Source organism: Pseudoxanthomonas sp. Root630, from assembly GCF_001427585.1.
Taxonomy (GTDB): domain Bacteria; phylum Pseudomonadota; class Gammaproteobacteria; order Xanthomonadales; family Xanthomonadaceae; genus Pseudoxanthomonas_A.
Genome location: NZ_LMGY01000001.1, coordinates 160,224 through 179,863 on the forward strand (window position 1 = coordinate 160,224; position 19,640 = coordinate 179,863).

At 69.9% G+C, this 19,640-nt stretch carries 16 protein-coding genes and 1 riboswitch; of the genes, 7 read left to right on the forward strand and 9 right to left on the reverse strand.

Going from position 1 to position 19,640, the window contains the following annotated elements; translation table 11 throughout:
• Positions 1-30 precede the first annotated feature (30 nt).
• Positions 31-960 carry a M23 family metallopeptidase gene (locus ASD72_RS00735; protein ID WP_056878061.1) on the reverse strand — a complete coding sequence of 310 codons (930 nt, stop codon included), beginning with the start codon at positions 958-960 and terminating at the stop codon, positions 31-33.
• Positions 957-2,048 (reverse strand): hypothetical protein, encoded by a 1,092-nt coding sequence (locus ASD72_RS00740; RefSeq protein ID WP_056878062.1) that lies wholly within the window; start codon positions 2,046-2,048, stop codon positions 957-959. Before ASD72_RS00740 ends, ASD72_RS00735 begins: the two co-directional genes overlap by 4 nt.
• 113 nt (positions 2,049-2,161) lie before the next feature.
• A riboswitch (SAM riboswitch) is annotated at positions 2,162-2,278 on the forward strand.
• 88 nt (positions 2,279-2,366) lie between these two features.
• On the opposite strand from ASD72_RS00740, the gene ASD72_RS00745 reads away from it, so the two are divergent.
• The 3 genes from ASD72_RS00745 to ASD72_RS00755 are packed head-to-tail and all read left to right on the forward strand — an operon-like array spanning position 2,367 to position 5,706.
• A complete protein-coding gene (locus ASD72_RS00745; protein WP_056878063.1) occupies positions 2,367-3,413 on the forward strand; it encodes a homoserine O-succinyltransferase in 1,047 nt (348 codons plus the stop codon).
• Positions 3,410-4,633 carry an O-succinylhomoserine (thiol)-lyase gene (locus tag ASD72_RS00750; protein ID WP_056878064.1) on the forward strand — a complete coding sequence of 408 codons (1,224 nt, stop codon included), beginning with the start codon at positions 3,410-3,412 and terminating at the stop codon, positions 4,631-4,633. The genes ASD72_RS00745 and ASD72_RS00750 overlap by 4 nt, the downstream gene beginning before the upstream one ends.
• Positions 4,630-5,706, forward strand: coding sequence for a homoserine dehydrogenase (locus ASD72_RS00755; RefSeq protein WP_056878065.1), 1,077 nt, complete (start codon positions 4,630-4,632; stop codon positions 5,704-5,706). Before ASD72_RS00750 ends, ASD72_RS00755 begins: the two co-directional genes overlap by 4 nt.
• A 12-nt stretch (positions 5,707-5,718) precedes the next feature.
• Here the strand turns inward: ASD72_RS00755 and ASD72_RS00760 are convergent, their stop codons facing one another.
• From ASD72_RS00760 to ASD72_RS00770, 3 genes are all read right to left on the reverse strand, one after another.
• Positions 5,719-6,687 carry an alpha/beta hydrolase gene (locus tag ASD72_RS00760; protein ID WP_235577913.1) on the reverse strand — a complete coding sequence of 323 codons (969 nt, stop codon included), beginning with the start codon at positions 6,685-6,687 and terminating at the stop codon, positions 5,719-5,721.
• A gap of 89 nt (positions 6,688-6,776) precedes the next feature.
• Positions 6,777-9,881 carry a ligand-binding sensor domain-containing diguanylate cyclase gene (locus ASD72_RS00765; protein WP_056878067.1) on the reverse strand — a complete coding sequence of 1,035 codons (3,105 nt, stop codon included), beginning with the start codon at positions 9,879-9,881 and terminating at the stop codon, positions 6,777-6,779.
• A gap of 240 nt (positions 9,882-10,121) precedes the next feature.
• Complete coding sequence (locus tag ASD72_RS00770) at positions 10,122-11,504, reverse strand: L-serine ammonia-lyase (protein ID WP_056878068.1); 1,383 nt, start codon at positions 11,502-11,504, stop codon at positions 10,122-10,124.
• A 73-nt stretch (positions 11,505-11,577) separates the two neighbouring features.
• Between ASD72_RS00770 and ASD72_RS00775 the strand changes: the two genes are divergently transcribed.
• Together ASD72_RS00775 and ASD72_RS00780 are read left to right on the forward strand one after the other, a co-directional pair.
• Positions 11,578-11,805 carry a glutaredoxin family protein gene (locus tag ASD72_RS00775; RefSeq protein ID WP_056878069.1) on the forward strand — a complete coding sequence of 76 codons (228 nt, stop codon included), beginning with the start codon at positions 11,578-11,580 and terminating at the stop codon, positions 11,803-11,805.
• Positions 11,806-11,906: 101 nt separating this feature from the next.
• Positions 11,907-12,521 (forward strand): hypothetical protein, encoded by a 615-nt coding sequence (locus ASD72_RS00780; RefSeq protein ID WP_056878070.1) that lies wholly within the window; start codon positions 11,907-11,909, stop codon positions 12,519-12,521.
• Here the strand turns inward: ASD72_RS00780 and ASD72_RS00785 are convergent.
• From ASD72_RS00785 to ASD72_RS00795, 3 genes are read right to left on the reverse strand one after another with little or no spacing between them, the layout of a single operon-like run.
• A complete protein-coding gene (locus ASD72_RS00785) occupies positions 12,490-13,050 on the reverse strand; it encodes a YceI family protein (protein WP_056878071.1) in 561 nt (186 codons plus the stop codon). The two genes, ASD72_RS00780 and ASD72_RS00785, sit on opposite strands and share 32 nt — an antisense overlap.
• Positions 13,037-13,663 (reverse strand): cytochrome b, encoded by a 627-nt coding sequence (locus ASD72_RS00790; protein WP_056878072.1) that lies wholly within the window; start codon positions 13,661-13,663, stop codon positions 13,037-13,039. The genes ASD72_RS00785 and ASD72_RS00790 overlap by 14 nt, the downstream gene beginning before the upstream one ends.
• Entirely contained in the window at positions 13,660-14,331 is a 672-nt protein-coding gene (locus ASD72_RS00795) for a YceI family protein (protein WP_056878073.1), read from the reverse strand. The genes ASD72_RS00790 and ASD72_RS00795 overlap by 4 nt, the downstream gene beginning before the upstream one ends.
• Positions 14,332-14,441: 110 nt before the next feature.
• Between ASD72_RS00795 and ASD72_RS00800 the strand changes: the two genes are divergently transcribed.
• Together ASD72_RS00800 and ASD72_RS00805 are read left to right on the forward strand one after the other, a co-directional pair.
• Positions 14,442-18,011 (forward strand): hybrid sensor histidine kinase/response regulator, encoded by a 3,570-nt coding sequence (locus ASD72_RS00800; RefSeq protein ID WP_056878458.1) that lies wholly within the window; start codon positions 14,442-14,444, stop codon positions 18,009-18,011.
• Complete coding sequence (locus ASD72_RS00805; protein WP_056878074.1) at positions 18,008-18,970, forward strand: hypothetical protein; 963 nt, start codon at positions 18,008-18,010, stop codon at positions 18,968-18,970. The genes ASD72_RS00800 and ASD72_RS00805 overlap by 4 nt, the downstream gene beginning before the upstream one ends.
• Before the next feature lie 21 nt (positions 18,971-18,991).
• On the opposite strand, the gene ASD72_RS00810 is transcribed toward ASD72_RS00805, so the two are convergent.
• Positions 18,992-19,624, reverse strand: coding sequence for a hypothetical protein (locus ASD72_RS00810; protein WP_056878075.1), 633 nt, complete (start codon positions 19,622-19,624; stop codon positions 18,992-18,994).
• Positions 19,625-19,640: the final 16 nt, after the last annotated feature.

Here is a 19,640-nt window from a genome sequence, read left to right on the forward strand (position 1 = left end):
GATTATACCGGGTACCGGCAGGGGCGCCGGTCAGCGCGCCGAGGGGAACTGCAACTGGCCCAGCGGCCCGAACATCCGGAACGGCACCGACTCCAGCCGCATGCCGCGGTTGGCCTGCACCACGAAATGCAGGTGCGGCGCGGTCGAGAAGCCGGTGTTGCCCGACAGGCCGATGTACTGGCCCTTGCGGATGTACTGGCCGACGCGCACCTGCACGCCTTCGGCTTTCAGATGCGCGTACAACGCCATGCTGCCGTCGCTGTGCAGGATGCGGATGAAGTTGGCGCGGCCGCCGTACTTCTCGCGGTTCAGGCCGGCCTTGTCGAAATCGGACTCGACCTGCATGACCAGCCCCTCGCGCGCGGCGACGATCCGCGTGCCTTCCGGCACGGCGAAATCCACCGCATGCAGGTTCTGCTCATCGCTGTGGCTGAAGCGGCCGCCCGGGCCCTGGTCGACGCGCACGCGGCCGTAGTCGAACGGCAGGCGGTAGTCGTAGTCCTGGGGGCGGCTGCCGGGGTCGCCCGGCATCCCGTCGAGGGTCAGTTCGAAATCCCCACCGCGCAGCGGGTCGGTCACGCTGACAGTGGCGACCAGCACACTGCTACGGGCCGGCACCACCGCGCGGGCTGGCAGGGCCGGCGCGCTGCGCACGTCGCGCTGGCGACGGAAGCCCAACTGCACTTCCACCGGCCCGTGCATCAGGTTGTCGGCCCAGGCTTCGTAGCGAAGGCCTTGCTTCTCGAGCCGAAGCCGCACCAGCGCGCTGGGCGGGTTCCGGAAGCGCACCACGTCCAGCGCGCTGCCGGCCAGCTGGTCGGGGGGAGGCGGCTGGTCGCCATACTGGGTGTAGCCCTGCTTGTCCTTCCAGCGGTAGAGCCGGGCGGCGGACAGGTCGCCGACACTGGCGAGCAACAAGACCGCGCCGAACAGCGCCGCCAGGGCCCGCCGGCCGTTCACCGCAGGCAGTCTTCGCGCAGTTTCAGCGCGTGGCCGATGTCACGCAGGTCGAATGCGGCCAGCGACACGTCGTTGTGCAGCGCGAACAGCGCGCCCGCGGGGAAGCGCTTGGTCGGCATGGCGTAGACGGTTTCGCCGTCGGTGTTGGCGGTCACGCGGCCGGAGAAGACGCCGGTGGGGGCGAGCGTGGCGCGGTCGAACACGCGGAAGCGCGTCGGCGTCAGCTGGTCCACCGCCACCCAGTAGCCGTCCTCGGCGCTGCACGCCCACAGCGCGACGCCTTCGGCATCGGCATCGAAGATGGGCAGGCTGTGGCCGCGGTACCGACCCGCCAGCGAATAGTCGCGCAGCGTGGAGCCGACGCGGCGGTCTTCCTCGGCGATCAGCAGGCGATCATGCACGGGGTCGCCGGCGATGGACTCCACCATGCGTAGCGCGCCGGCCGGGCCGGTGTCGCCGAACTGCTCCACCAGCGAAGCTTCCAGCTTGCCGCCTTCCTCCACGCGGACCCGGAAGCGCTTCACGCGGCCGTCCAGGTCCTCCATCGGCGGCAGCGTCATGGTGCGGAAATCGGCCATGAAGCTGTCCGTGACCAGCAGCTCCAGCTCGCCCGGCGCGGTTTCGTGCACCCACAGGCCGTACGGCGCCTGCAGGGCATCGGCGCCGAACGCGCCCAGCGGCGCGAACTCGGGCAGGCGGAAGGCCTGGATGCGATGGTTGTCCCGCTCGGCCACGAACAACAGGTCGCCGAACACGGCAATGCCGTTGGGGCGGTTGAACTGGCCGACCGCCGTGCCCGGTCCGCCGATCGTGCGCAGGCGCTGCCCGGTGTCGGCGTCATAGAGCGCCAGGTGGTGGGTGGCCTTCGCGGTGGCGATCAGCCAGACGCTGCCGTCTTCGGTGGGCCAGGGGACCAGGGAGTCGAGTTCGTCCCCGGGGACCGGCTCGGAGACCCAGGCTTCGGCCACGATGGCGTCGGCCGCGGTCTTGGGTGCGGGTGCGGGGGGCGTGGAGGTGTGCAGGGGGGCGGTGGAACAGGCGGCCAGCAGCGCCGCGCAGAGACCGCCGATAAGGCATTTCCGGATCATGGCGCGAATTATGCGTGATCCCGTGGGAGTGGGGCAGCGTGACGGGGTTCAAATTCCATCGCTTCATCCGAATAAAGCGATTGACATCCGTCCCGGCGCCCGGCAAAGTACGCTCACCATCGAGACCGGCAGAGGGACAGGCCCGAAGAAGCCGGGGCAGCCAGCGACGCGCAAGCGCCGTGGTGGTGCCAAATCCTGCGGGGACCTCAGCGTCTGCCGGAAGATGGTTCGTACCGTGTCCTCAGCACGGCGAACGCGAGCTCCGCGAAGCTCGGTGGTGTAGTCCCGTCCCGCGAGGGATGCCCACCGGAAGCCGCCATGAGCTACGCCAGTCCCGCGCTGAACCGCCTTGCCGAACCGTCCTCCATCGACGGCGCGGCGATTTCCTCGTTCCAGGACGACGCGCCGCGTGCGGTGCGGGGTGAGGTCGTGGTCGAGCTGTCGACGCGCCACGCCGGCAACCGCGCGGTCACGCTGCGCTACGAATTGCAGGGCGTGGTCGGTGCGCCGGTGGTGTTCGTGGCGGGCGGCATCTCGGCGCATCGCCACCTCGCCGCGAGCGACGTGTTCGCCGAGGCCGGCTGGCTCAACGCGCTGGTCGGCGGGGACCGCGCGCTGGATCCGGCGCACAGGCAGTTGCTCGCGTTCGACTTCATCGGCGCCGATGGCCGCCTGGATGCCCCGATCGATACCGCCGACCAGGCCGACGCCATCGCCAAGCTGCTGTCCGCGCTGGGCATCGCGCGCCTGCAGGCGTTCGTCGGCTATTCCTACGGCGCGCTGGTGGGCCTGCAGCTCGCGGCGCGCCATCCCGAGCGCCTGGAGAAACTCATCGCCGTCAGCGGTGCGCACCGCGCGCATCCGTATGCCGCTGCCTGGCGCGCGCTGCAACGTCGCGCGGTGACGCTCGGCCAGCTGCAGTGCGCCGATGCGCAGGGCCTGTCGCTGGCGCGCCAGTTCGCGATGCTGAGCTACCGCACGCCGGAGGAGTTCGGCGAGCGCTTCGATGCCGCGCCGGAGATCATCCACGGTCGCGTGCGCGTGGCCGCCGAGGATTACCTGGATGCCGCCGGTGCGCAGTACGTTGCGCGCACGCCGGTGACCGCCTACGTGCGCCTGTCCGAATCCATCGACCTGCATCGTGTCGACCCGGCCGACGTGCGCGTGCCCACGCTGGTGGTCGCCGTCGAAGGCGACCGCCTGGTGCCGCTGTCCGATTCCGTGGCGCTGGTGGAAGGCCTCGGCACGCTGGGCCAGCTGCGCGTGCTGCGTTCGCCCTACGGCCACGACGCCTTCCTGAAAGAAACCGACCGCATCGATTCCATCCTGACCTCGGCCCTGCGCGCCGCCGGAGATTCCGCATGAGCAGCTACACCCCCACCGACACCGACGCGCCCTGTCGTCCCGCCACCGCCGCCGTGCGCGCCGGCATCGACCGCGACACTGCCTACGGCGCGGTGACGCCGCCGATCGTGTTGTCGTCGAACTTCAGCTTCGCCGGCTTCGCGCAGAAGCGCGAGTACGACTACACCCGCAGCGGCAACCCCACGCGCGACCTGCTGGCCGAAGCGCTGGCCGAACTCGAGGGCGGCGCCGGCGCCGTCGTCACCGCGACCGGCATGGGCGCGATCACCCTGGTGTTGAACGCGCTGCTGGAGCCGGGCGACCGCCTGGTGGTGCCGCACGACGCGTACGGCGGCAGCTGGCGCCTGTTCAACGCGCTGGCGAAGAAGGGCCACTTCGAGCTGATCACCGCCGACCTGACCGATCCGCGTTCGCTGGCGGACGCGCTGGCGCAATCGCCCAAGCTGGTGCTGATTGAAACCCCGTCCAACCCGCTGCTGCGGATCACCGACCTGCGCTTCGTCATCGAGGCCGCGCACAAGGCCGGCGCCCGCACGGTGGTGGACAACACCTTCCTGTCGCCGGCGCTGCAGACGCCGATCGCCTTCGGCGCGGACCTCGTGCTGCATTCCACCACCAAGTACATCAACGGCCACAGCGACGTGGTCGGCGGCGCGGTGATCGCGCGCGATGCGGAGACCCACCAGCAACTGGTGTGGTGGGCGAATGCGCTGGGCCTGACCGGGTCCCCGTTCGACAGCTTCCTGACGCTGCGCGGCCTGCGCACGCTGGACGCGCGCTTGCGTGCGCACCAGGAGAACGCCGACGCCATCGCCGCGTTGCTGGAGACGCATCCGGCGGTGTCGAAGGTCTACTTCCCCGGCTTGGCCACGCATCCGGGCCATGCGGTGGCTGCGCGCCAACAGAAGGGCTTCGGCGCGATGCTGAGTCTGGAACTCGAGGGTGGCGAAGAGGCCGTGCGCGCGTTCGTCGAGGGCCTGCGCTATTTCACCCTGGCCGAATCGCTGGGCGGCGTGGAAAGCCTGGTGGCGCATCCGGCCACGATGACGCACGCGGCGATGACGCCGGAAGCGCGCGTCAAGGCCGGCATCTCCGACGGCCTGCTGCGCCTGTCGGTCGGCATCGAGGCCACCGACGACCTGCTGGCCGATATCGCCGAGGCGCTCGCGCGTGCCGAGGCGGTCGTGGCCGATTCCAAACGCAGGCTCGCCGACGCATGAGCACGGTCGTCCCGCTGCGCACACCTGTGCGCCGCGCGCCGCGACTCGCGTTGCTCGGCACCGGCGTGGTGGGCAGTGCGCTGGTCGCGCGCTACCAGCGCCTGCAGACCGGCGGGCTTGCGCTGCCGGCGCTGGCGTGGCTGGCGAATTCGCGCGCCCTGCACGATTGCGCGGGCGCGCCGCAGCGCGCGCTGGAAGCGGCCAACCGCGCCGATGTTCGCGCCGACGACCTTCCGCCGTGGGCGGAGGCCGAGGCGCTGCATGCCGGCGACATCGTCATCGATGCGACCGCCAGCGACGCCGTCGCGGGTTGGCATGCCGAATGGCTGTCGCGCGGCGTGAACGTGGTGACGGCCAACAAACTGGGTGCGGGCAGTGCGCTGTCGCGCGCGCAATCCATCGAGCAGGCGGGCGTGGCCTCCGGCGCGCGCTATGGCGAAGCCGCCACCGTCGGCGCGGGCCTGCCGCTGCTGCGCAGCCTGCGTGCGCTCGTGGCCGGCGGCGATCGCATCCACCGCGTCGAGGGCGTGCTGTCCGGTTCGCTGGCTTGGTTGTTCAACCACTACGACGGCATGCGTCCCTTTTCGGGCTTCGTGCGCCAGGCGCGGCAGGCCGGTTATACCGAGCCCGATCCGCGCATCGACCTGTCCGGCGAGGACGTGCGCCGCAAGCTGCTGATCCTCGCGCGCGCCGCCGGCCTGCCATTGGAGCAGGGCGACGTGCGGGTGGAGTCGTTGGTGCCGGCCGAACTCGCGGCGCTGCCGCTCGAAAGCGTCGATGGCGCGCTCGGCCAGCTGGATGCGCCGTTGGCCGTGCGTTTCAAGGATGCCTACCGCAATGGCGGTCGCCTCCGCTTCGTCGGCCGCTTCGACACGGAGCGCGCGAGCGTCGGCCTGCAGGTGCTGCCGGCCGACCATGCGTTGTGTGGCGGCAGCGGCACCGACAACCGCGTGGCGATCTACAGCGACCGCTACGACGAGCAGCCGCTGGTCGTGCAGGGCCCTGGCGCCGGCGCCGACGTCACCGCCGCCGCGTTGCTGGACGATGTGCTGGCGATCGCGACAGCGCGCTGATCGCCAGACGGCTCACTCCAGCGCGGACAGCAACGCCGCGTTGAAGCGCGCCGGCGCTTCGACCTGCGGGGAGTGGCCCAGGTCGGCGAATTCCACCAGCGTCGCGCCGGGAATCGCCGCCGCGGCGCGTTTGCCCAGCGCCGGATAGTCGCCCAACCGCTTCGCGACGTCCGGCGGCGCCAGGTCCTTGCCGATCGCGGTGCGGTCCTTCTGGCCGATCAGCAGCGTGGTGCGCGCCGAGATGCGCGGCAGTTCGTACACCACCGGTTGGTTGAACACCATGTCCGAGGTCAGCGCCTGGCTCCATGCCACCGCCTTGCCACCGTCGCCGGCGTACATGCCGCCCAGCATCTGCACCCACGTTTCGTAGGCCGGTTTCCAGTCGCCGCCGTAGTACACGGTGCGCTGGTAATCGCGGATGCTCTCGGACGAGGTCTTCTGCTCGCGCGCGAACCAGGCATCGACGCTGCGCCATGGCACGCCTTCGGCCTTCCAGTCTTCCAGGCCGATCGGATTGACGAGCACCAGGCGTTCCGTCGCCTGCGGGTACTGCAGCGCGAAGCGCGCCGCCAGCATGCCACCCATCGAATGACCGACGATCGTCGCGCGTTCGATGTCGAGCTGCTTGAGCAGGTCCGCCGTGTTGCCGGCGAGCTGGGCGAACGAATACTGGTAGCGCGGGGGCTTGCTCGACTTGCAGAAACCGATCTGGTCGGGCGCGATCACCCGGTAGCCCGCATGCGTCAGTGCGGCGATCGTGGCGTCCCAGATGGCCGCGCAGAAATTCTTGCCATGCAGCAGCACGATGGTGCGGCCGTTCGGCGCAAGCGGCGCGACGTCGAGGTAGGCCATCTCCAGCGGTTGGTCCTGCGAGGTGAAGGTGAATGTCTTCACCGGGTACGGGTACTCGAAGCCTTCGAGCCGGGCACCGTAGCGCGCGGGAGAGGCGGGCGCCGCAAGCGAGGGGAGGGCGATGGACATCGCCACGAGGGCGAGCATCGGGGATGCGATCTTCATGGAAACTTCCGCAACGTGGCAGGCCAGCGTAGCGCGGATGTGTTGCGGAGCCGTCAATCGGGCCGCGATGGCGCCACGGTGGGATGATGCGGCCCGCGCAACGCCAGGTGGCCGGCGCGGACGAGTTCGCCGGGATCGCGACGTACGTGGTCGGTATCCGGCAACGGTGAGGGCGACGGAGTGGCTTCGTACAACGCCCACCCGTTGCGGCCATGCGCCTTGACCTCGTACAGCGCGCGATCCGCCAGCGAGACGAGTTGCTCCCACCCCAGCAGGTCGGGCGCATCCGGGAGGGGCGGGTAGCCGATCACGCCGAGCGACGCCGTCACCTGCAGGCGCGTACCGGCCACGTCCACGGGCTCGCTGGCGATGGCGGTGCAGATGCGCCGGCCGAGCGCGTGCAGGTCGTGCCGCGGCATCGGCCGGAACACCATCAGGAATTCCTCGCCACCCCAGCGGATCACGTAGTCGCCGTCGCGCGACAGCGTGCGCAGGCGGTGCGCGACGGTCTGCAGCACGTGGTCGCCGGCCTGGTGGCCGTGGCCGTCGTTGATCGACTTGAAATGGTCGATGTCGAGCAGCACGAATGCCAGCACCTCCGCGCCGGTGGCGAACTTGGGCATGCGCTGGTAGTACGCGATGTCGGCCGGCAGTTGCCGGGTCAGGTAGCGGCGGTTGTGCAGGCCGGTCAGCGGATCGGTAAGGCTGATCGCCTCCAACTGGCGGTTGGCCTGTTGCAGGTCCAGCGTGCGCCGCTGCACCAGGCGCTCCAACGCGATGTTGCGGTTGTGGTGCCGCCGCAGCACCCAACGGTTGGACAGCAACACCAGCACGCCGAGCGCCATCGCCAGCAGCACATAGAACCAGGGGCTCTCGTAGAAGTACGGTGCGATGGTGAACGTCTGGGTGGCCGCCGCGCGCCCGGAGACGCCGCTGTTGTTGGTGCCGATCACCTCGAACACATAGCGACCGGCGGGCAGGTTGGTATAGGTCGCGCTGCGCTGGTGCGGATCGTCGAGCAGCTTCCAGTCTTCGTCGTAGCCCCTCAACCGATAGCGGATATCGATGTGGTCGGAGGCCTGGAAGCTGAGCGTGGTGAATTCGAAGCGCAGGTCGCGCGCGGCGTTGCCTAGCGCCCATGTCGCCGTTGCGTCGGCGGGCTGCCACCGGCCCTGGACCTGCACGCGTTCGATCACCGATTCGGGCACGTAGTCGTTGTCCAGCGGTTGGTCCGTCGCCATCACCACGACGCCGTCGCGGGTCGGCAGCCATAGCGCGTTGTCGACCATGAAACCGCGGCTGTTACCGGCGCCGTTGCAGCAATCGCCCTTCTGGCCGCCATGACGGTCGCCACGTTCGTTGAGCAGCGTGCGCGCCGTGATGCGGAAGGCGGGGTCCTGCGTGGCAGTGAGAATGTCCGCCACCGGTACGCGGTAGATACCGCGCAGGCCGCCGACCCAGAGCAGGCCGTTGCCGTCGTCGCCGAAGAAGAACGGCGCATTCGCGGGAATGCCACGCGTCTTGTCGAGCCGCGTCCAGCGCTGGCCGTCGAACACCAGCATCACTTCTTCCGACAGCGCGCCGGCGAGCCATTGGCCGCCGGCCAGTTCGTGCAGCGCGACGATGTGCGGCGCGTCGAGGCCGGTGCCGGTGAGCGGAACCGGTACCAGGCGCTCGTCGATGAATTCGTACAGCCCGCTCTGCGTGCCCACCAGCAGGCGGCCGTCGCGTGTTTCCAGCAGCACGCGGACGCGCACGTCGCGCAGGCCGGCATCCGCGGCGTAGCGACGCAGGCGGTCGCCGCCATCCCAGCGGTACAACCCCGTGCTGGTGGCGAACCACAAGCGCCCCTGCCGGTCGCGCACGATGCCGTTCACCTGCGCGGCATCCATGGCCTCGAGCATCCGCGGGCGCTGCACGCGACCGTCGCGATAGAGCGCGACGCCATCGCGCGTGCCGATCCAGGTCTGGCCGTTTTCCGGCAGCAGGCTGTAGGCGGCGGGATGCGGCAGGGCGGGTCCGGGAACGAGCAGGCGGAAGCGGCCCCCCTCCAATACGCTCACGCCATCGTCGCTACCTACCCAGATGCGGCCGTCGGGCCCCTGCGCCGTGGACCACAACAAGGGTTGCAACAATCCCTCCGCGCGGCTGTAGCGGCGCGTCCATCCGTTCCACGCGCGGCTGATCCCCTCGTTGTTGCTGCCCAGCCAGAGGTTGGATTCGCGGTCCTCGTAGAACGCGCGGATCTCCGCCAGCGGACCGTCGCCACGGATCCGTTCCAGCAACCGGCCCCGGCGCAGGCGATAGACGATGTCGCGCGTGCTCGCCCACAGGATGCCGTCGCGGTCCTCGTACAGCGCCTGGATGCCGCCGCTGGCAACCGCCACGTCGGCATGGCGATGCCACTGGCGCCCCATCAGCACGAACAGTCCCGCATCGGTGCCCGCCCACAGGCGGCCATCGTGGCGTGCCAGCGAGGTGATCGTGGCCAGCGACGTGGCGGCGGGCAGGGGCAGCGTGCGTTCGCCGCCGCCATCGAATACGTGGACCCGTCCGCGACCGCCCACCCAGAGCGTGCCGTCCTCATCGACGTGCAGGGCCAGTGCGCCTCCGTCCGGGATCGCATGCCGCATGTTCAGATGACCGTCGGCGACCACCATCACGCCGCGGCTGGTCGCCACCAGCAGCCGGCCGGCGGCGTCGGCCGACAGGGCGAGCACGTCCACCACGCCGGCCGCCTCGCCGGGTGCCAATGGCACGGCGCGGATGCGATTGCCTTCCCGCACGGCCAGTCCCTGTGGCGTGCCGATCCACAGGCGGCCCTCGCGGTCGGTGCGCAGCGCCTGGATCCAGGTGCTGGGAAGTTCCGGCGTGTTGTCCAGGTCGAAGTTGGTGAAGCGCACGCCGTCGAAGCGGCTCAGCCCCGCCTGCGTGCCGAACCACAGGTAGCCCGGCTTGTCCTGGGCGATCGCCAGCACGCTGAGCTGGGGCAGGCCCTGCTCCAGGCTCCAGTGGTTGCGGACGTAGTGATGGAACGACTTGGAGGGGTCCAGCGCGTGCGCGGACGGGCAAAGCAGCGCCATCCCGCCCAGCAGGGGCAGGCACCAGGCCGTCAGTCGGTATCGCCAGGAGGGCCGGCCGCGGCGGATCTTGTCCACGAGGTGGAACAGGACGCGTCTCCGGTAAGTAGGTTTACCTACACCTATCGGCGCGCACGGATGCGTCTAAAGGGCGGCAACCTGAACCGGGAAGGTCGTAGCCCCGGGTACGGCCACGGCCGCACCCCGGGGATGCAGGGTCGTGTCGGATCCCCGGGTTCGCTGCGCTCTACCCGGGCTACGCTGGCGCGGCCTGGTTCGTGGGGATCTGTCGAACCCCTGCTCTGGCGATGTCTTCGCTCAGCACTCGATGACGTTGACCGCGAGCCCGCCGCGGCTGGTTTCCTTGTACTTGTCCTGCATGTCGCGGCCGGTGTCGCGCATGGTCTTGATGACCTTGTCCAGGCTCACCTTGTGCTTGCCGTCGCCGCGCATCGCCATGCGGCTGGCGTTGATCGCCTTCACCGCGCCCATCGCGTTGCGCTCGATGCACGGGATCTGCACCAGGCCGCCGATGGGGTCGCACGTCAGGCCCAGGTTGTGCTCCATGCCGATTTCGGCCGCGTTCTCGACCTGGCTGGGGCTGCCGCCCAGTGCGGCGACCAGGCCGCCGGCCGCCATCGAGCACGCCACGCCCACCTCGCCCTGGCAGCCGACTTCGGCACCGCTGATGCTGGCGTTCTCTTTGTAGAGGATGCCGATGGCCGCCGCGGTGAGCAGGAAATCGAACACGCGCTGCTCGCTGTTGCCCGGGCAGAAACGGTCGTAGTAGTGCAGCACCGCCGGGATGATGCCGGCCGCGCCGTTGGTGGGTGCGGTGACCACGCGGCCGCCCGCGGCGTTCTCTTCGTTCACCGCCAGCGCATACAGGTTCACCCAGTCCAGCACGGTCAGCGGGTCGCGCATCGCGGCCTCCGGCTTGCTGGACAGCTCGCGGTGCAGCGTGGGCGCGCGACGCGAGACATGCAGGCCGCCGGGCAGCGTGCCCTCTTCGCGGATGCCGCGCGCCATGCACGATTGCATCGCATTCCAGATCGCCCGCAGGCCGTCGCGGATCTCGTCCTCGCTGCGCCAGGCCTTCTCGTTCTCGAACATCAGCGCGGCGATGCTCAGGCCGCTGCGCTGGCATTGCGCCAGCAGCTCGTCGCCGCTCTTGAACGGGTACGGCAGCGGCGTCTCGTCGGCGACGATGCGGTCCACCGCGGCATCGTCCTGGTTGACAACGAAACCGCCGCCGACGGAGTAGTAATCGCGCGTGGCGATCACCTCGTCGTTGGCGTCGTACGCGGTGAAGCGCATGCCGTTGGTGTGGTACGGCAGCTTCTGCCGCTTGTTCATCAGCAGGTCGCGCTTCTCGTCGAAGGCGACCGCGTGCGTGCCACCCAGCAGGATGCGCTTGCCGGTGCGGATGCGCTCCAGCGCCGGCGGGATGATGTCCGGGTCGATCTCGTTGGGGTAGTGGCCTTCCAGCCCCATCAGCACCGCCTTGTCGGTGCCGTGTCCGCGCCCGGTCAGGGCGAGCGACCCGAACACTTCGGCGCGGATCCGCACTACGTCCTGCAGGCGCCCGGCATCGACCAGCCAGCGCGCGACGAAGCGCGCCGCGGCGCGCATCGGCCCGACGGTATGCGAGGAACTGGGGCCGATGCCGATCTTGAACAGGTCGAACGTACTGACTGCCATGCTGCGAGCCGCCGCGGAAAAGGCGGCTATTCTAAGCAGGTACGCGCCTTCCGCCTTTCACTCCGTACCTGCGATGCCCCTGATCCTCTACCAGCGCGACGACTGCCACCTCTGCGACCTCGCCCTCGACGTGCTCGCGAATGCGCGGATTCCCGAGTTCGAAAGCGTTTTCATCGACGAGGACGACGCGCTGGAGGCGCGCTACGGCATCCGCGTGCCCGTGCTGCATCGCAGCGACACTGGTGCGGAGCTGGACTGGCCGTTCGGCGCCGATGCCGTGGCCGCGTTCCTGCAACGCTGAAGCTGTCCCGTCGCGAAACGGTGGTTGCACGCGGCATCCCGGCGTGAGCGTGGCGGGCTAGGCTGGCGCCGTCTGTGCACGGGGGTTCGCCGATGGGTCGAATGCGATGGGGATGGCTGGCGCTGGCCATGGTCGCAATCGGCGCGCCGATCGCGCGCGGCCAAACCCCGCGCGAAGACGACGCGGCCTTGCGCCGCATGCACGACGCCTTCGTCGAGGCCTTCATCGACAGCCAGGGGTTCGGCAAGCGGCGGGTGACGCCGATGATGGCGCGCATGCGCCACTACCAGTTCGAAGGCGTAGGCGAGAAAGGGCGCTGCGTCTTCGACGTGGAACTGGTCGGCGTCGCCCGGCACGATCCGCCCGTCGTCCATCGCGCGGGGTTCATGGGCTTCCAGCACCGCGACGATGATGCCGCCATGCCCGCGTTACCCACGTCGACCCGCACACTGCAGGCGTGGGAGCGCGAGGCCTTGGCCAGGCTGGTCAGTGGCGCCGACATCGTCGTGCAAGCAGGACCAAGCGGCGAGCGCGCGATGGGACCCATCCGCGCCCGCCCGGATTGCCTGGCGTGCCATCGCAACCATCGCGAGGGCGATGTGTTGGGTGCCCTCAGTTACGGCCTGGGCCGCGTCACCGTGGCGCCGGATGCGACCGACCGGCGGGACTGCCGGGCCCAGGGCATCAACGCGGCTTCAGCACGACCTTCGTACTGATCGCGACCTCGTTCGGGATCGTCGAGGTGTCCGCCCAGTCGCCGCCACCGACGCCGAAGTCCAGCCGCTTCACCGTCGCCTTGCCGGTCAGCACCGGCTGCGCGCCGGGCGTCCAGGTGAACGTCAGCGTCACCGGCTTGCTCGCGCCGCGCAGCGTGAGCGTGCCGTCGGCCGCGTACTGGTTGCCGCCGAGTGTGCGGAACTTGGTCGCTGTGTAGCGCGCCTGCGCGAACTTGCCCACGTTGAAGAAATCGCTCGACACCAGCGTGTCGTCGCGATCCTTGTTGCCGGTCTGCGTGCCGGCCAGCTGGATGGCGACGTCCAGCTTGCTGGTCGCCAGCTGCTTGGGGTCGAAGCTCATCGTGGTGGCGAAGCTGCCGAACTTGCCGGTGAAGGTTTCGCCCTGGTAGTTGCTGGCGAACACCAGCGTCGAGCCGGGGGCCTGCACGTAGTCGGCGGCCGCCGCCTGGCCGGCGGTCGCGAGCAACAGGGAGGCGAGCGCGAGGCGCGCGCGGTCAGGGGTTTTCATCGGGGGAATCCTGCAGGGTGGGGGAAGAGGGAGCGGGCGCCGCCACGGGGGCCGGCGCGAGCGCCTTGCCGCGCCCCGGCAGCATGCGCGTCAGCGTGGTGTCGCCCTGGAAAAGATGGTGGTACAGCGCCGCACCGGCGTGGGCGACCACCAGCACCACCAGCACCCAGAACAGCAGCTCGTGTGCGCCTTCGGCGGCTTCGTGCACGCCGTCGTTGCGGCCGGTGATCGCCGGCAGGTTGAACAGCTTGAACCACTGCAGCGGATAACCGGCCGACGAATTGAGCACCCAGCCGGACAGCGGGATCGCGAACAGCAGGGCATACAGCAGGACGTGCGTCACCGATGCGATGCGCTGCTGCCACGTGGGCGTGCCGGCGACGGGCGCCGGGGCGCCGGCGTACACGCGCCAGAGCACGCGCAGCACGACCAGCGCCAGGATCGTCAGGCCGATCGACTTGTGCAGCGCATAGATATTGATCTTGCGTGGACCATTGGGCAGGTCGCCCATGGTCAGGCCGATATACGCCATCACCAGGATCAGTACGACGATGACCCAGTGGAACAGCTGGCTTATCGCACCCCAACGGTCGTCGGTGTTCTTCAAGGTCATGGCGTCGGCTCCGGCGGTGGTGATGGGGAAGGCAGTGTGTCGGTGGCCGGTGCATCAGCGTCGGCCTTGCCGTCGTAGGTGGCCTCGGCTTCGATGCGCAGTTCCACCTCGTCGCCGATCACCGACTTCCATGCGGTGATGCCGAAGTCGGCGCGGCTCAGCATGGTGGTGGCGGAAAAGCCCACCGTGCGCCGGAACGGCGGCATCGGATGGCGCTTGGCGGCGTTGAGGACCACATCCAGGACGACCTCGTGCGTGACGCCGCGCAGGGTCAGGTCGCCGTGCACGCGGGCATGCGTCGCATCGACCGGTTCGACGCGGGTGGAGACGAAGCGCGCTTCGGGATGGCCCTCCGCGTCGAGCAGGGATTTCGCCAGCGTGGCCTTGTTCCAGTCCGCGTCGCCGAGGTCCGCGCGCCCGACCGGCACGCGCACGTCGACCTTCGCGCGGGTCCAGTCGTCGGGATCGAAGGTCAGCGTGCCGGTGCTGCCGGACACGGTGCCGAGGGCCCTGGAGAATCCCGCATGCGAGATGGCGAACATCACGCGCGTGTGGACCGGGTCCAGCCGGTACTCGGCCAACGCATCGCGCGCGCGCGCCGCGGCGGGCGACAGGGCCAGCAGGAACAGCGAGCTCAGCAACAGGCGGCGGGCGGACGATCCGGGCATGGGGCGGATTCTAGGGGCCGGTCCATGAAGATACCCCGCTTGCACGTGCAACGGTCCGTTGCGACGATGCCGGAAGGGTCGACAGGGACGAGGGGCAGGCAGGAATGGCGATGCGCGCGGGATGGTTGTTGCTGCTGTGGCTGGTCTGCGCGTCGGTGCAGGCGACCGTGCCCGAGATTCCGCGCTTCCGCCTGCTAGGCGCGGGGGACGGGCTGCCTTCCACCAGCATTCCCGCGCTGGCGCGCGATCGTTCCGGTTATCTCTGGGTGGCCACCTGGGACGGCCTGGCGCGCTACGACGGTGTCGGTTTCAAGGTGTGGCGCCACGATCCGGCCGATCCGTCCTCGCTGCCGGGCAACGTGGTGCAGGCGCTGCACATCGATGCCGCGGACCGGATCTGGGTGGCGACCGAGAACGGAGGGCTCAGCATGATGGGCCGCGACCGCAGCGGCTTCCGCCACTACCGGCAGGCCGATCATCCGGAAATGGGCAGCGACGAGGTCTTCACGATCACCAGCCGCGGTGACGAAGTCTGGTTCGGCACGTTCGGCGGCGGACTCCACCGGCTGGCGGCGGACGGCGGCATCACGCGCTTCGCTGCCGGTGCCGCCGATGCGCAGGGCCTGCCGTCCGACAATGTGCTGTCGCTGGCGTTCGATGCGAAAGGCGTGCTGTGGGTAGGCACCATGTCCGGCTTGGCGAAGTACGAGGACGGACGTGTCCGGCGCGTCGCGCTGCCCGGAGGCGACGGGCCGATCGTCTATTCGATCGCGGTCGAAGCCGACACGTTCTGGGTCGGCGCCTCCGACGGCGTGTACCGCCACCTGGCCGATGGCCGCTGGGTGTCGCCGCCGTGGTCGCCGATGTTCGTGCGGCCCAACGCCCTGATGGCGATGACGAGCGACGGCCAGGGCGAGTACTGGCTGGCCAGCCAGGGCGGGTTGTGGCGCACCGAAGGCGACCGGGCGCCGGCGCCGGTGAACTACGACTCGCAGGGCATCGGCATCGGCCGCGTGCTGCAGACGGTACTGGCATTGCCCGATGGTGGCCTGTGGGTGCCGGTACCGACACGTGGCCTGGCCTATCTGCGCTCCGACTGGCGCCGCATCGCGGCGTTCTCGACGGCGCAGGGCCTGGGCGGCGGCCTCTACCGCGGCCTGTCGCAGGCCGGGCCTGATGGCATCTGGATCGCCAGCAGCACCGGCAAGTTGGAGCGCTTGGATACGCGCAGCGGCCGTGTGGTCCCGCTGGCGCACCATGCCGCGCAGCTGGCCGAACTGCGCCTGACCTCGGTGCTGCAGGATCGCCGCGGCCAGTTGTGGATCGGCAATCGCCACGGATTGATCCGCATCGACCCGACGACGGGCGCGCACCTGCAGTGGGCGCACGAAGGCGACGATACCGTGCCCGACTCCACGTCGATCGACTGGCTGGTGGAAGGCGCGGACGGCAGCGTGTGGCTGGTCACGCAGATGGGCAGCGTGCAGCAGCGCGATGCCGACGGACGCGTCTTGCGGACGATATTGAAGGATCCCGATGCCGGCACCGGCCTGCCCGACATCGAGGGTATCGCGGTCGCACCGGATGGGCGTGCGTGGATCGGTGGCGCACAGGGCATGCTGCAATGGGACGCCGCCGCCGACCGCTTCGCCGCCGTGCCGGAAATGGGGACCGACCGCGTGTACGCCTTCGCGTTCGAACACGCCGACCGCCTCTGGCTGCACCGCATGTCCGGCGTCGAGGCGTGGCGGCGCGAGGGCGGAACGTGGGCGCGCGAGCGCCGCATCGGTGCGGCCGAGGGATTGCCTGCGGTGGAATCGACCGGACTGGCCGTCGACCCGCAACGCCGCGTCTGGCTGGGCACGCGGCGCGGCCTGTTCCGCATCGACACGAACCTGCGCGGTTCGCGCGCGCTGCTGCGCAACTTTGGCGTGCGCGAAGGCCTGTTGAGCCAGGAGCTCAACGATCGTGGCCTGATGATGACCGCCGAGGGATTGCTGGTCACGACCGCGGCGGATGGCTCGGTCGCGCTGCTCGATACGCACCTGCCCGACCCGCGCCCGGTGACGCCGAACCTCGTGCTCGACGGCCTGCAGGTCAGCCGCGGCGACAGCGTGCTGCACCTGCCGGTGGGCGAAGGCATCGAACTGCGTCCCGAAGACCACGAGTTGCTCGTCGGCACGCGCCTGCTCAGTTACGAGAACCCGCTCGGCAACCGTTACCGCTCGCTGCTGGAAGGATTCGACAACGGCTGGGTGGACCAGGGCGCGAGCGGCGAACGTGTGTTCTCCGCGCTCACCCCCGGTCGCTACCGCTTGCGCATCCAGGCCTTCGACGCCGCCGGCAATGCGTCGCGCGAACGCGTGCTGGCGGTGCACGTGCTGCCGCCGTGGTGGCGCAGCGCGTGGGGCCTGGCCCTGTTCGCGCTGTTGGGCGTGCTGTTGCTGCTCGCGCTCGGCGCGGCCTACCGGCGTCGCGTGCGCCGGCGCAGCGCCTGGCAGTTGGCCGAGCACAAGCGCGAGGTGGCCGAACAGGCATCGCTGGCGAAGACGCGCTTCCTCGCCACGCTGGGCCACGAGATCCGCACCCCGATGACCGGCGTGCTGGGCATGACCGAGCTGCTCCAGGCCACCCCCCTGGATACGAAGCAGAAGGGCTATACCGATGCGATCCAGCGCGCCGGCATGCACCTGCTGCGCCTGGTCAACGACGCGCTCGACCTGGCCAAGATCGAGGCCGGCAAGCTGGAGCTGCAGCAGATCGAATTCGACCTGCACGCGTTGCTCAGCGACGTGGTGGCCTTGATGGGCCCGGTGGCGGGCAAGCGTGGGCTCGCGTTCCACGATGGCATCGCCGCCGGCGTGCCGCGCACGGTGCGCGGCGATCCCCTGCGCTTGCGCCAGATCCTGCTGAACCTGCTGGGCAACGCGATCAAGTTCACCGAGGCCGGGCACGTGTCGCTGCGCGCGCTGCCGATGGCCGGCCAGGGCGTGCGCCTGGAAGTCGGCGACACCGGCCCCGGCATCAACGCCGAACAGCAGGAAAGGTTGTTCCGCCGTTTCGAGCAGGCGGAAGGTGCGCAGACCACCGCACGCTACGGCGGCAGCGGCCTGGGGCTGGCGATCTGCCAGGAACTCGCCGTCGCGATGGGCGGGCGCATCAACGTCGACAGCGCGCCCGGCAAGGGAACGCGTTTCTTCGTCGACCTGCCCGGCCTGCAGGCGACCGAAGGCGACGGCACCGCCGCCCCGTCCGCGGGCGAGCACGCACGCACGCACGCGGAGTCCGGACCACTGGAGATCCTGCTGGTCGAAGACGATGCCACCGTCGCGGAGGTCGTGGCCGGCCTGCTGCGCGCCCGCGGTCACCGGGTCACGCATGCGCCGCACGGCCTGGCGGCGTTGGCCGACGTCGCCGCGACGACCTTCGACGTGGCCTTCCTGGACCTCGACCTGCCCGGGCTCGACGGCATGGCGCTGGCGCAGCAGTTGCGGATGCGTGGCATCGCGACCCCGCTGGTCGCGCTCACCGCGCGTACCGATGCCGAAGCCGAACCCGCGGCGCGGCAGGCCGGCTTCGACGAGTTCATCCGCAAGCCGGTGACCGGCGACATGCTGGCGGCGGTCATCGCTTCGCTGCGCGAGCGGCCGGCGAACGCCGGGCCGGAGGGTGTCCCGTGACGCGGGCGATCCGCTGGATCGGCCTCGTCGCCCTGCTTGCGATGGCTGCCCCGACGCGGGCCAAAGAGCCCGTGCCGCCATTGCTGGGCGGCTACATCACCGATACGCGCGCGTTGTATCCGCTGCGCGTGGGCGACTGGGAATCCGTCGGCGAGAAGCGCTACGAACAGCCGGAGCTGGGGGTATCGGTCCGCTACCAGGACACGCGCAAGTCGGACCGCTGGATGGACCTGTACCTGTATCCGGCGGGGGTGATGTTCGATCCGGTCTTCGAGCGGGCGTTCCAGCAGAGCATCGACGAAATCGTGCTGATCGCGCGCCAGCGGGATGCGGGCGAGGTGCGCCTGGGCGAAACAAGAACCTTCGCCACGGCGCCGAGCATGGGCGAACGGATGCTGGGCCAGCTGGCCGTGAAAGCCCGCTCCTTCGCCATGGAAATGCCGATGCGCGACACGCGTTACCGCTCGGTACTCGCGATGACGGTGCGGGACCTGTACTTCATCAAGATCCGCTACAGCGTGGAAGCGGACAGCACGTCCGACGACGCGGTGCAGCGGCAGGCGGAGGCGCTGCTGGCGGGCTTTGCCGCCGACGTCCGTGTGCTGAACACCGGCGCGTGCTGGCAGGTGCTGCAGGTGCGTCCCATGCCCGCGGCCGGCCCGCGACCGGATGCGATCCTGGCCAGCACCAACGACGGACAGGACGAAGAAATGTGGGTCGCCGACGACGCGGTCTACCTGCGGCCCGACGTCATCGCGCGCGCGGACGATGCGGCGCGGCTCAGGAACGAGGCGCAGTCGATCCGCAACGTGCTGCGCGGGCGTTGCGTGTCGCCGGAGATGATGGAGATCCCGGTGCCCGACGGCATGCGCGAGATCCGCTTCGAGTACCGGCTTCCGGGCGAGGGCACCGACGGCACCACGCCGCGGCTCAGGAGCCCGCGCAGGGGCCTGGGCTGACGGAGCCGTTCGATCGGCCCATCAATCGGCCCAGGCTTCGACGTACACGGTACGGGTCGCGTCGTCCGGATCGGCGTGGATCCAGATGCCGCCGACCTCGTCGTGCGACAGATAGAAGCCGGCATCCGCCTCCACCATCGTGCAGGTCTCCAGCGGTACTTCCTGTGCCAGCGTGCGCTGGCGGCACGCATCTTCCACGAGGCGGCGCAGCGCCGGTGCCGCAGTCGCATAAGGCGCGTCGACCACGTACTGGTGATCGCCCCAGCGCTGGGAATCCGTCAGCCGGATTTCGGCGACCGGCTGGTCGGCCATCCGCACGCGATCGGGCTGCAGTACCGCGCGCGCGGTGACGGCGGTAAGGGCGTCGCGCGCGTCGTCGGCCAGGGTGTCCTCGCAGTCCAGTTCCACCCGCGCCACCCGCGTGCGCCAGCCGGGCGCAAGCTCGTCCAGGCGGCGTGCACGGATACGGTCGCAGCCCGGCAGCATCTCGCGACCGGAGCCGGCCTGTTCGCCGGGCACCACGATCACCAGCGCGGGGAAGTCGCCTCCGGCGACCTGCAGCGGGCGGGGTGCTGCCTCTTCGGCGCGCACGCGCGCTCCGGCCACCAGCAACAGGCCGGCGGCGGCAGGGGCAAGCAGGTGGCGGCATTCCATTGCGTCACTCCGGGTG